General features: G+C 55.9%; 11 protein-coding genes. 8 read left to right on the forward strand and 3 right to left on the reverse strand.

What is annotated here, in order from left to right; all coding sequences use genetic code 11:
• Positions 1–15: 15 nt before the first annotated feature.
• From prfB to KNP71_RS07525, 8 genes are all read left to right on the forward strand, one after another.
• Positions 16–1,116 (forward strand): peptide chain release factor 2, encoded by a 1,101-nt coding sequence (prfB, locus tag KNP71_RS07490; RefSeq protein ID WP_214756750.1) that lies wholly within the window; start codon positions 16–18, stop codon positions 1,114–1,116.
• Positions 1,117–1,177: 61 nt separating this feature from the next.
• Complete coding sequence (locus KNP71_RS07495) at positions 1,178–2,035, forward strand: YitT family protein (protein ID WP_021065415.1); 858 nt, start codon at positions 1,178–1,180, stop codon at positions 2,033–2,035.
• A gap of 107 nt (positions 2,036–2,142) precedes the next feature.
• Positions 2,143–2,475, forward strand: a complete 333-nt coding sequence (gene cccB, locus KNP71_RS07500) for a cytochrome c551 (RefSeq protein ID WP_029595036.1) — start codon at positions 2,143–2,145, stop codon at positions 2,473–2,475.
• Between the two features lie 433 nt (positions 2,476–2,908).
• Positions 2,909–3,595 carry a cell division ATP-binding protein FtsE gene (gene ftsE, locus KNP71_RS07505; RefSeq protein WP_021065417.1) on the forward strand — a complete coding sequence of 229 codons (687 nt, stop codon included), beginning with the start codon at positions 2,909–2,911 and terminating at the stop codon, positions 3,593–3,595.
• Positions 3,585–4,487 carry a permease-like cell division protein FtsX gene (gene ftsX / locus KNP71_RS07510; RefSeq protein ID WP_214801290.1) on the forward strand — a complete coding sequence of 301 codons (903 nt, stop codon included), beginning with the start codon at positions 3,585–3,587 and terminating at the stop codon, positions 4,485–4,487. Before ftsE ends, ftsX begins: the two co-directional genes overlap by 11 nt.
• A gap of 30 nt (positions 4,488–4,517) precedes the next feature.
• Positions 4,518–5,891, forward strand: a complete 1,374-nt coding sequence (locus KNP71_RS07515) for a murein hydrolase activator EnvC family protein (protein ID WP_214830408.1) — start codon at positions 4,518–4,520, stop codon at positions 5,889–5,891.
• Between the two features lie 98 nt (positions 5,892–5,989).
• Complete coding sequence (locus KNP71_RS07520) at positions 5,990–7,393, forward strand: S41 family peptidase (RefSeq protein WP_214830409.1); 1,404 nt, start codon at positions 5,990–5,992, stop codon at positions 7,391–7,393.
• A gap of 40 nt (positions 7,394–7,433) precedes the next feature.
• The gene (locus KNP71_RS07525) at positions 7,434–8,570 is read left to right on the forward strand and encodes a PDZ domain-containing protein (RefSeq protein WP_214830410.1); all 1,137 of its coding nucleotides are present in this window, start codon (positions 7,434–7,436) and stop codon (positions 8,568–8,570) included.
• A 41-nt stretch (positions 8,571–8,611) separates the two neighbouring features.
• On the opposite strand, the gene glpK is transcribed toward KNP71_RS07525, so the two are convergent.
• The 3 genes from glpK to KNP71_RS07540 form a co-directional block, all read right to left on the reverse strand.
• Complete coding sequence (gene glpK / locus KNP71_RS07530; protein ID WP_214707253.1) at positions 8,612–10,129, reverse strand: glycerol kinase GlpK; 1,518 nt, start codon at positions 10,127–10,129, stop codon at positions 8,612–8,614.
• 30 nt (positions 10,130–10,159) lie between these two features.
• Entirely contained in the window at positions 10,160–10,867 is a 708-nt protein-coding gene (locus KNP71_RS07535; protein WP_029334585.1) for an MIP/aquaporin family protein, read from the reverse strand.
• A gap of 101 nt (positions 10,868–10,968) precedes the next feature.
• Positions 10,969–11,853 carry a sulfite exporter TauE/SafE family protein gene (locus KNP71_RS07540; protein ID WP_125318001.1) on the reverse strand — a complete coding sequence of 295 codons (885 nt, stop codon included), beginning with the start codon at positions 11,851–11,853 and terminating at the stop codon, positions 10,969–10,971.
• Positions 11,854–11,882 lie beyond the last annotated feature (29 nt).

Below are 11,882 nucleotides of genomic sequence, written 5' to 3' on the forward strand. Positions count from 1 at the left end.
AAGGTGACCTACACTATGGAAATTTCAGATATTCGCAACGAACTCGAGGCGATGGCGAAACGTCTCGAGAATTATCGCCAATCGCTCAACCTGACAGAGAAGCAGGCCCGCATCGCCGAGCTCGAGAACGAGATGACGTACCCAGACTTCTGGGACAGCCAAGAAAAGGCGCAGAAAGTCATCGACGAGTCGAACGCGCTCAAAGCGATGGTCGACAAATACCAAGAGCTCGCCGATGGGCACGAAGACGGCGAAGTCACGCTCGAACTGATCAAAGAAGAGCCGGATGCCGAGATGCAAAGTGAATTAGGAGAGATGGTCACGGCGCTCAAGGCCGATTTCGACGCGTTCGAGCTCGAGATCCTCTTGAACGGACCATACGACGCCAACAACGCCATCCTCGAGCTTCATCCGGGGGCGGGCGGTACCGAGTCACAGGACTGGGCATCGATGCTCCTCCGCATGTATCAGCGCTTCGCTGACAAGCAAGGCTGGAAAGTCGAGACGGTCGACTATCTTCCGGGCGAAGAAGCCGGCGTCAAATCGGTCACGCTTCGCATCGTCGGGCATAACGCTTACGGCTATTTGAAAGCAGAGAAAGGGATTCACCGCTTGGTTCGTATCTCGCCGTTCGATTCGTCGGGCCGCCGCCATACGTCATTCGTTTCGTGCGACGTCATGCCGGAATTCAATGACGACATCGAAATCGAAGTGAAGACCGAAGACCTCCGGATCGATACGTACCGCGCGTCAGGCGCCGGCGGTCAGCACATTAACACGACTGACTCGGCCGTCCGGATCACGCACGTGCCGACGGGCGTCGTCGTCTCGTGTCAAGCTGAGCGTTCGCAAATCAAGAACCGCGAAGCAGCGATGAAGATGCTCAAGGCAAAACTGTATCAACGCGAACTCGACGAGCAGCAACGCAAGCTCGATGAGATCCGCGGCGAGAAGACAGACATCGGTTGGGGCAGCCAAATCCGTTCGTACGTCTTCCACCCGTACGCGATGGTCAAGGACCACCGCACGAGTTATGAAGTCGGGAACACGAGTGGCGTCATGGATGGCGACATCATGGGCTTCATCGACGCTTACCTCCGCAAGACAAATATGTGATGCAAGTGGCTCAAGGACTGACGTCTTTGGGCCACGTTGTATGTAGAGGAGAAAACCTTTAATGAAGCAAATCGTCAAAGACTATATCTATTTACTGACCGGGTCCGTCTTCGTCGCCTCGGCGTTCAGTTTGTTCCTATTGCCGAACAACCTCGCCTCGGGCGGCGTCAGCGGGATCTCAATCATCACGTACGAGCTGTTCAACATCTCGCCAGGGGCGTTCCAGCTCGTGTCGAACGTGTTGCTCCTCCTCGTCGGCTGGATGATTCTCGGGCTAGGCTTCGGCGTGAAGTCACTCGTCGGGTCGATTTTTTTACCGGGCGTGATCTTATTTTATGAAGCGATTGACGCGGGTGCGGCCGTCAATGACACATTGCTCGCGGCCATCTTCGGCGGGGCCGGCGTCGGCATCGGGCTCGGGCTCATCTTCCGGGGACGGGCCTCGACCGGTGGGATGGATTTGCTCGCGCAAATCTTACATAAGTTCACCCACATCCCGCTCTACCTCTGTATCGCCATCCTCGACGGGGCGGTCGTCCTCGTCGCTGCTGTCACGTTCTCGTTCACGACGGGACTGTATGCACTGATCGCCCTCTTCATCACGATCAAGATGATCGACTTCGTCCAGCTCGGCTTCACGCAGGACAAGATGGCGTACGTCATCTCAGAGAAACGGGACGTCATCACGCGCGCCGTCTTCGATGAGCTCGACCGGGGCGCGACGGAGATTCAAGCGATCGGGGCGTATTCGCGACTCGAGCGCCCGATGCTCCTCGTCGTCGTCCGCCAGAACGAAGTGAGCCGGCTGAAAGAAATCATTCGCCGCATCGATCCTGATGCGTTCCTCATCTTCAGTGAGGCGCACGAGGTGATGGGGCAAGGGTTCACGTCGGACAAACGCTATATCAACGTTCCCTAAGTTGTGGAATCTTTGTGTATTTTTCGTGAGTTAGGTTAGAAAGCGGTTCATAACGGCTATAATGGTAAAAGTAGGTTATTTCTACAACTTAGGAGGGGAACCCTATTATGAAGAAATGGATGATGGCGATTGGACTTGGCGCCATGCTCACGCTCGGTGCGTGCGGCGGTGGCGATGAAGAAGAGTCGACGAGCAACGGGGACGGCGCCAACACGGCGTCGGTCGACGCGGAAGCGGTCTACGCACAAAACTGTGCGGCATGTCACGGTGCGAATCTAGAAGGAATGAGCGGTCCGAAACTAGCGGACGTCGGTTCACGTCTATCAGCTAGTGAAATTGAAGAAGTCATCAAAAACGGGAAAGGCGCTATGCCTGCGAACGTGATTGAGGACGAAGAAGAAATCACGGCTGTCGCCGCTTGGCTCGCCGAGAAAAAATAATCATGGGGAACCACGAGGAGACTCGTGGTTTTTTTGTTTCCTTCAATCTCGACTGAATCTGGATCGTCAGTGATTGAAGCAAGGGAGTCGTGAACGCGGATAGCTTTTGAATGTGCGTTTCATTATCTGTGTCCGAGTCGTGAAATCTGTCTTCAACACGACAATTTCACACCGAACTCAATCCAACTGAAACATTCCTGTAATGGTTATTTAAAAGTCCGATTGCTATAATTGAAGGCGCTTGAACTATATTGCCTGTCGCCTTTTTGGGTCAGGTTGGCACGAACAGGGTCCCTTGACAGGACGAGTGCTTATCGTGTAGAACAGAGGCTAGACGAAAATATTCACTTAACTAACTAATCCAATCTTCGTCATAGATGCATGAAACGTGATAGATGCATGAAAAATATATAAAAAGGGTAGGGAATACGTTATGATCTCGATGCAAAAAGTCAGCAAAGTATATCCAAACGGCGTCGTCGCCGTCGATGACCTCGAGTTAGAGATTCAAGACGGCGAGTTCTTATACGTCGTCGGACCATCCGGCGCCGGGAAATCGACGTTTATGAAGATGATTTATCGGGAGGAGAAACCGTCGAGCGGTCTTCTTTTGATTGACGGGATTGACGTCGGCAAGTTGAAAAACCGCCACGTCCCGAAATTACGCCGTCAACTCGGCGTCATCTTCCAAGACTATAAGTTGTTGCCGTCACTCACGGTATATGAGAACGTCGCGTTCGCTCTCGAAGTCGTACAGGCCGACACGAACACGATGCGCAAGCAGGTCATGGACGTGTTGAACCTTGTCGGACTGAAACACAAGGCGCGCAACTATCCGGATGAACTATCGGGTGGGGAGCAACAGCGTGTGTCGATCGCTCGTGCCATCGTCAATAAGCCAAAGCTCATCATCGCCGACGAGCCGACGGGTAACTTAGACCCGGACACGGCTTGGGGCATCATGGAAGTGTTCCAAGAGATTCACCGTCGCGGTGCAACCATCGTCATGGCGACCCACAACCGTGATATCGTCGACAAGATCCGCCATCGCGTCATCGCGATCGAGAACGGGAAAGTCGTACGCGATGAAGAGAAAGGAGCATATGGCTATGATATTTAAAAGTGGATTACGTCATCTGCGCGAAGGGTTCAAGGGAACACTACGCAACGGTTGGATGACATTCGCGGCCATCAGTGCCGTTACCATCACCTTGTTACTCGTCGGGGTATTCGCCCTCGTCATGTTCAACGTCAATGAGATTTCAGAGAACGTCGAGAGCGACGTCGAGATTCAAGTATTCGTTACCCGGACCGCGGAGGAAGCGAACGTCGAGAAGCTCGGTGAGAACTTAGAGCAGATTCCAGGCGTCGAATCGGTCACGTTCAGCTCGAAAGAGGATGAACTGGAGAACTTCCGCAACCAACTTGGGGAAGATGCGAACGCCTACGGGACGGTCGAGAAGGACAACCCGCTCCACGACCGCTATATCGTCAAAGCGTCAGACCCGCTCAACACGGAGAAGGTCGCTGATGCGGTGCAATCGCTCGCTAACGTCGATAAGGTCACATATGGACAGGACTATATCGACAAGATGTTCGCCTTCTTCAACGGGATTCGCATCGGCGGACTCGTATTGATCGTCGGTCTCACGCTCATGGCGATGTTCCTCATCTCGAACACGATCAAGATGACGATTTTCTCACGCCGTCGCGAAATCGAGATCATGCGTCTCGTCGGAGCGAAAAACAGCTTCATTCGCTGGCCGTTCTTCATCGAAGGACTTCTCCTCGGTGTATTCGGTGCGCTCATCCCGATCGCGGTCATCTACTTCGGTTATGATGTCGCATATAGTGCTTTACAACCATCGCTAGATCAACTGAATAGTGATATATTTAAATTGATTGATCCATCGATTTTGACGACGCAAGTGTCACTCGTCCTCTTAGCGCTCGGTGCCTTCATCGGGATCTGGGGTTCGACGACATCGCTCGGTCGATTCTTGAAAGTCTAATCTAATTTAAATATGAGGAGGAGTTGGCGGATGAAACGTTCGCTTGCGCTTGGATTGAGTTTGACGCTACTTGCCTCGCCTGTATGGGCGACGGAGAAAGACACGCTGAAAGCACGACAAGATCGTTTATCCAATCAATTGGAGGAATCCAAGAAAGCGCAAGACGAGACGGACGCCGAGCTCGAAGTCACCGAGGCGGAACGTGATGCGGTAACGACAGAAATCCGTGCCGTCAATGAACGTCTCGAAGGCTTAAGTGAACAGATCGCCGTCCAACAGGAAGAAGCGGACGCGGCGCGCACCGAGCTCGAGGAAACCCGTGATCAACTCACTGCCCAAGGGCAGTACCTCGAAAGCCAGAAGGCGCTCCTTAGTGAGCGTCTTCGTGTGCTTCAAGTACATGAGGACCAGTCCTATCTTCAAGTCGTCTTCGAGTCCCGTTCATTCGGAGACTTCGTGACGCGGCTCTTGACCGCGCAGACGATCGCCGATCAGGACCGGGACCTCATACATAGTTACATGAGTGAAGTCGAGCGGCTCGAAGCGCTCGAAGCACGGCAGCGGACCCAGCTCTCGTTCCTTAAACAGAAAGAGCGGGAACTCGTCGTGACGAAACAGGCGCTCGACGTCGCCGCCGAACAAAAGCGGGGTTTGTTGTCGGAACTGAACGAACAAGTCGAACTGCTCGAGCTTGAGAAGATGAGCCGTGAAGAAGAACAGGCGCTCATGAGTGAGCAGAGCCGGATCATCGCCGGTCAACTCGAAGCGATCGCCCAAGCGGAGCGGGAAGCCGCCGCCCGCGCCGAGGCTGAAGCGAAGGCCAAGGCCCAAGCAGAAGCACAGGCAAGAGCCGAGGCAGAGGCGAGAGCACGAGCTGATGCCAAAGCGGAAGCGGACAAGCGGACAGACGACAAAGCGCCAACCGCCCCAGCTCCTGCTCCAACAACCCCACCGCCTGCGGAAACCCCGACGAACGTGACGGGACCGGCGACCTCGTTCGTGCGGCCGGTATCCGGCTACGTGTCGAGCCCGTTCGGCCCGCGGCAAAACCCGCTCACGGGCGTGGCGGAGTCGCACCGTGGCATCGATCTCGTCAATGCGACCGGGACACCGATCGTCGCGGCGGCACCAGGCATCGTCATCAAGGCGGCCCCGGCGACCGGTTACGGCAACGTCGTCTTCGTGTCCCATATCGTCGGCGGGGAAGTATGGACGACCGTCTATGCCCATCTCGACGCGATTACGGTCACGTCGGGGCAAACGGTCGGAGCCGGTCAGACGGTCGGCACGCTCGGCAGCACGGGCTGGTCGACAGGCCCGCATCTCCACTTCGAATTACATCGCGGACAATGGGCGCCAGGGCAACCGAATGCGGTCGACCCGGGTCCATACATCGGTTACTGATGAAACGGACGTGTTCCAAATTTCTGGAACACGTCCGTTTTTCTGAACTTTTTGCTATACTGGATGAAAGACTGACAAAGAGAAATGAGGGACTACCCGTGAAAAATACAACCGCAGGATTATTAGCCGGCGCCACGTTCGTCGCCGGAGCCGGTGCTGGGCTCGCGACGATGGCGTTCACCGATGCGCCGTTACCGCTCCAACCGAAAGCAGAAGGTTGGGACAAGGTGGAGCAAGTCCGCCAATTGATTGAGACGCATTCGTTGAAGGATATCTCAGAAGAGGACTTGTTGACCGGTGCCCTCGACGGGATGACGGCAGCGCTCGACGACCCGTACTCGGACTTCCTCGACGCCGAAGAGACGTCACAGTTCACCGACTCGATCGAGTCGAGCTTTGAAGGAATCGGCGCGACTTTGGAGAAGAAAGGAGAAGACATCTTAATCGTCGCTCCAATCAAAGGCGCACCAGCCGAAGCAGCGGGTCTCCGGGCCGGAGACGTCATCACGGCGATCGACGAGGAGTCGATTGAAGGGATGGCCGTCGAAGAGGCGGTCCAACTCATCCGGGGCGAGAAAGGGACCGTCGTCACGCTCACGATCCGTCGCGGGGGCCAAGAGGCCGACTATGAGATCACACGTGACACGATTCCGATCGAGACCGTCAACTCGGAAGTGAAAGAACAGGACGGCCAGAAAATCGGCTATATCGAGGTGACCCAGTTCTCTGAGCCGACGGCCGATGAGTTTTTGGAGCAGCTTGAGACGCTCGAGTCAGAAGACATCGATAGCCTTATCATCGACGTGCGCGGGAACCCAGGTGGCTTGCTTCCGGCCGTCATCGAGATGACCGAAGGGTTCGTCCCGACGAATAAACCGGTCGTCCAAATTGAGAACGCGGACGGGGAACGCGAGTCGCAGAGCGGCCGCGCCCGAGAAGCGAAGCCGTACGACTTGTTCGTCTTGACGGACGAAGGATCGGCGTCGGCATCTGAGATTTTGGCCGGGGCGCTCAAAGAAGGGGCCGGTGCCACGATTATCGGCAACAAGACGTTCGGAAAAGGGGTCGTCCAGACGGCGTTCGATTTAGAGGACGGCAGCAACTTGAAGCTGACGACGAGCAAATGGCTCACGCCGGACGGCAATTGGATTAACGAGAAAGGCATCGAGCCGGACGTCGAGGTCAATCAACCGGATTATTTCGGGGTGAATCGCATCCTCGCCGACACGGACTCGCTCAAAGTCGGCGACTACGGTGAGGCGGTGTCGAACTTGCACACGGTCTTGTCGGGCATCGGCTATGAGCCGGGCGGACAGCCGGGATATTATGGTGACACGATGGCCCGCGCCGTCAGCGACTTCCAAGCCGACAACAATTTGCCGGAAGACGGGGTCGTCAATGAGGCGACGGCGTCGGCGCTCGAGTCACGCTTGCTCGAGGTGATTCAAGATGAGGCGAACGATGCCCAATTGAACCGAGCGCTCGAAGAAGCTGCAAAATAAGGATTAGGGAAAGGATTGGACAAGTGTGGACGTTCTACGAATGAGTTTTACTGCTTTGTTGACCTTGATCGGTAGTCCGCTACTCTGGGCGACGCTCGTCGCCCTCGCTTACATATCCATGACGCGCATCAAACGGGAGCGGGGCATGTTCCGCTCACGGCGACGTTCGCCGAAGTCGGACTGGCGACATTTTGTATGGCCGAGCCTGTTGCTCGCCGTCATCGGTTCAGCCGCATTGATTTTGCTCGAGACGACCGTCAACTGGGAATGGCTCGTGACGTTCAGCGTGCTGTATGCGCTCATCGTCTTGACGATGCACCCGCGTTTCAGCAGCCCGGCGTTCCCGTTTTTGATCATGCTGACGGCGGTCGCGTTGCGTGACGTCGTCGACTACGGCGCCGTCTCGGGCTGGATGGACCGGCTATCCGAGGTCGAGTGGCCGGTATATGCGCTCGTGTTCGGCGTCGTCACATTGGCGGAAGCGATTCTCTTACGTTGGAACGGGTCGATTGAAACATCACCGACGCTCATCTTGTCCAAACGAGGCCAGTTCATCGGCGGACACGTCGTCAAACGGCTTTGGTTTTTCCCGCTCGTCGTCTTTTTGCCACCGTCGTTCGGTCTCGACATGCCGGTGCCGGTCATCTTGCCGATCCCAATCGGGGTCAGCCTGTTATCGACCGGGGCCTTGCCAGGGACGCTCCTCGGTCGCCTGAGCCTGTATCGCGGCTTGCTCGCGCTCGTCGCCCTCGGTTTGTTCGGGGCGTCGTACGTCATCGACGTGCCGTATGCGGCCTACATCTTGCTCGGTCTGTTCGTGTTGTATGAGTTGGCGCTACAACTCATCAAGCGAGAGAATCGAGGAACGACACCAGTGTTCATCAACGGCAACCGGGGAGCGGTCATCATCGATACGCTCCCGGGCTCACCGGGCGAGGCGATGCAGCTCATCCCGGGCGAGTCGATTTATAAAGTGAACGGGACGGTCATCACGGGCGGGAGCAGCTTCTATGAGGCGCTCCAGCTCCATAAGCCGTACATCAAGCTCGAGGTGCTCAACTTGAACGGAGATATCCGTTTCGTGCAACGGGCGATGTACGAGACCGATCCGCACGAGCTCGGCATCTTGTTCGTCGCCGAGCCGGCGAGCCCGCGTCTGCGGTTACGGAAATTATAAAAGGGAGCATCCTTGGCGGATGCTCCCTTTCGTGCGTTCGATTAAAGTTCAAGTTTTGATGGTTTGAAGCCCATTGTCGCTTCGACGGCGTGTTGCCAGCCTTTATACAGATTTTCGCGGTGTGCTTCGTCCATCTTCGGTTCGAACTGATGGTCGAGTTTCCACTGCTGTTTGATCTCTGCTTGGTCTTTCCAGAACCCGACGGCGAGACCGGCGAGATAGGCGGCACCGAGAGCCGTCGTCTCGCTCACTTCAGGCCGTTCGACCGGCACGTCCAAGATGTCCGCTTGGAACTGCATGAGGAAGTTGTTGTTGACCGCACCGCCGTCGACGCGGAGCGTCTTCAACTCGATGCCAGAATCTTGTTCCATCGCCGTCAAGACATCGCGTGTCTGATAGGCGAGTGACTCGAGCGTCGCCCGGACGAAATGTTCTTTCTCCGTCCCGCGCGTGAGGCCGAAGATGGCACCACGGACGTCCGAGTTCCAATACGGGGCACCAAGTCCGACGAAGGCAGGGACGACGTAGACGCCGTCTGTCGTCTCGACGCGGTTGGCGTACTGTTCCGTGTCTTTCGCCGACTTGAGCATACGGAGTCCGTCACGGAGCCATTGGATGGCCGAACCGGCGACGAAGATTGAACCTTCGAGCGCATATTCGACTTTACCGTTGTATCCCCACGCGATCGTCGTGAGCAGACCATGGTCCGACTTGACGGCTTCTTCGCCCGTGTTCATGAGCATGAAGCAACCTGTTCCGTACGTGTTCTTACCTTCTCCTGACTCGAAGCAGGCTTGACCGAAGAGGGCAGCCTGTTGGTCACCGGCCGCACCGGCGATCGGAACTTCGAAGCCGAAGAAGTGATACGGGATCGTGTTGGCGTACACTTCACTCGACGGTTTGACTTCCGGGAGCATCGACTTTGGTACCGTCAAGATCTCGAGCAACTCATCGTCCCATTTTTGCTCATAGATGTTGTACATGAGCGTACGTGACGCGTTCGAGTAGTCCGTGACGTGGGCGTGGCCGCCTGACAGTTTCCAGATGAGCCAAGTGTCGATCGTTCCGAAGAGGAGGTCACCGGCTTCGGCTTTCTCACGGGCGCCTTCGACGTTGTCGAGGATCCATTTGACTTTCGTGCCTGAGAAGTAGGCGTCGATCAAGAGACCAGTTTTATCGCGGAACAAGTCGGCATGACCGGCTTCCTTCAACTCATCACAAATACCGGCTGTTTGACGCGATTGCCAGACGACGGCGTTATAGACCGGACGTCCTGTCGACTTCTCCCAGACGACGGCTGTTTCCCGTTGGTTCGTGATCCCGATAGCTGCGATCTCTTTTGGATCGATGTCGGCCGAACCGAACGCCTCGGCCATGACGGCGAGGACAGACCCCCAAATCTCATTGGCGTTATGCTCGACCCAGCCTGGCTTAGGGAAGTATTGTTTAAACTCACGCTGAGCGGTCGTGACGATTTTTCCGTCGTGGTCGAAGATGATCGCCCGTGAGCTTGTCGTTCCTTGGTCAAGTGCTAAGATATAACGTTTTTCTTTCTCCATATGAGAGTGCCTCCTTAGAAATTAGAAAGATTATGGGACAAGAATGCCGTAAACCAATGCGGCGATGACCGCCCCGATGATTGGTCCGACGACCGGGATCCATGAATAGCCCCAGTCCGACGTCCCTTTGCCTTTGATTGGAAGAATCGCATGCGCAATCCGCGGCCCGAGGTCACGTGCCGGGTTGATGGCATATCCCGTTGTACCACCAAGCGAGAGACCGATCGAGACAACGAGGAAACCGACGATGAGCGGATTCAAGCCGTCCGTGAACGTGTTGGCCCCGAATGACAAAATTCCGAAGACGAGGACGAACGTACCAATGATTTCCCCGATCAAGTTGAACGGCGTGCTACGAATCCCTGGTGCGGTCGAGAAGGTGGCCAGTTTGGCACCCGGATCGTCGGTCACATCATAGTGCGGTTTGTAGTGCACGAACACGAGGACGGCCCCGATGAACGCCCCGATAAACTGTGCTAAGATGTAGGCTGGCACATCAGCCCAAGGGAATGAGCCTGCTGTCGCGAGCCCGACCGTGACGGCAGGGTTCAAGTGCGCCCCTCCGTAGATTCCGGCTGCGTATACCCCGATCATAACGGCGAAGCCCCAACCGAACGTGATGACGACCCAACCTGCGTTCTCCGCTTTCGAATGACGGAGGACGACGCCGGCGACGACACCGTTACCGAGCAAGATGAGTAGCATTGTACCAATAATTTCGCTGACGAATGCTGACATGTGATACTCCCTTCCTTCCATATTAAATTTGGCTTACCACTTCATTATATGCCCCAAATGTAAGCGTTTCAAAACCGAATATGCAAAAAAAGCCACTTTTCTTATGAAAAGTGGTTTTGATTGACAATACGCCGTTTGAAGTCGAGTCCAATCCCGACAAGAAAAGCGAGCAGGACCGCCAAACTGACGTACGCGAGCGGCGCATAGACGGCGGCACCAAGATCGAGCGCGATTGAGGTGATGACGGCCATATACAACCAGGCGAGTCGGTTAGAGATCTCTTTATCGTGATAGCGATTCGTGAGCGTGGCGCCGAACGGGGCCCCGATGAAAGCGCCGATGACCAACGCGAGCGGTGTCACGTAGTCGAGCGACAGCGATGCGAGATAACCGACGAGTCCGCCGAGCGAGATGAACAGGACGGCAGCCAGGCTCGTCCCGACCCCGCGATGTGTCGAGAAGCCGAGCCAACTGACGAGGAGCGGGACGATGATGAAACCGCCACCGATACCGAGCAGCGCCGACAACAGCCCGGCCATCATCCCGATGACGAGGGCGGCAAGCAGCGATGATTTTTTCGGCTTCTGCGGTTTAGATGTTTTCTTTAATAGCGTAACGGCAAAATAAGATAGGATAGCCAGATAAAATAGATTGAGCAACCAGTCATACGTGCCCGAGATCGAGAGGACGAGCCGGCTCGACAGCTGCGCCGTGACGGCACCGGCCAAGCCGACCGTGATGCCTGTTGACCAGGACACGTTGCCGAGCGACGTATGTTTCTTGGCGCCGGACAGGCTCGTCCCGACGACGAATAGGAGCGACGTGGCGACGGCCTCGGCCGCCGAATATCCACTAAAGAGCAACACTGGGACGATGATGACCCCGCCGCCGATGCCGAAGAAGCCGGACAAGGCGCCGACGACGGCACCGAGCGGGATAAAGAGAAGCGACCACATGACGACCAACTCGTTTCTGTTTAGATTCACTCTCCATGATAACGAAAAGCGGAACGATT

The sequence above is a fragment of the Exiguobacterium sp. s56 genome, assembly GCF_018618255.1.
GTDB lineage: Bacteria > Bacillota > Bacilli > Exiguobacteriales > Exiguobacteriaceae > Exiguobacterium > Exiguobacterium chiriqhucha.

What these genes read in the sequence shown, in the direction of transcription:
- KNP71_RS07535 (WP_029334585.1), bottom strand. Translation starts at nt 10,867, where the DNA reads ATGTCAGCATTCGTCAGCGAAATTATTGGTACAATGCTACTCATCTTG.
- ftsE (WP_021065417.1), top strand. Translation starts at nt 2,909, where the DNA reads ATGATCTCGATGCAAAAAGTCAGCAAAGTATATCCAAACGGCGTCGTC.
- prfB (WP_214756750.1), top strand. Translation starts at nt 16, where the DNA reads ATGGAAATTTCAGATATTCGCAACGAACTCGAGGCGATGGCGAAACGT.
- KNP71_RS07495 (WP_021065415.1), top strand. Translation starts at nt 1,178, where the DNA reads ATGAAGCAAATCGTCAAAGACTATATCTATTTACTGACCGGGTCCGTC.
- KNP71_RS07515 (WP_214830408.1), top strand. Translation starts at nt 4,518, where the DNA reads ATGAAACGTTCGCTTGCGCTTGGATTGAGTTTGACGCTACTTGCCTCG.
- ftsX (WP_214801290.1), top strand. Translation starts at nt 3,585, where the DNA reads ATGATATTTAAAAGTGGATTACGTCATCTGCGCGAAGGGTTCAAGGGA.
- KNP71_RS07525 (WP_214830410.1), top strand. Translation starts at nt 7,434, where the DNA reads ATGAGTTTTACTGCTTTGTTGACCTTGATCGGTAGTCCGCTACTCTGG.
- cccB (WP_029595036.1), top strand. Translation starts at nt 2,143, where the DNA reads ATGAAGAAATGGATGATGGCGATTGGACTTGGCGCCATGCTCACGCTC.
- glpK (WP_214707253.1), bottom strand. Translation starts at nt 10,129, where the DNA reads ATGGAGAAAGAAAAACGTTATATCTTAGCACTTGACCAAGGAACGACA.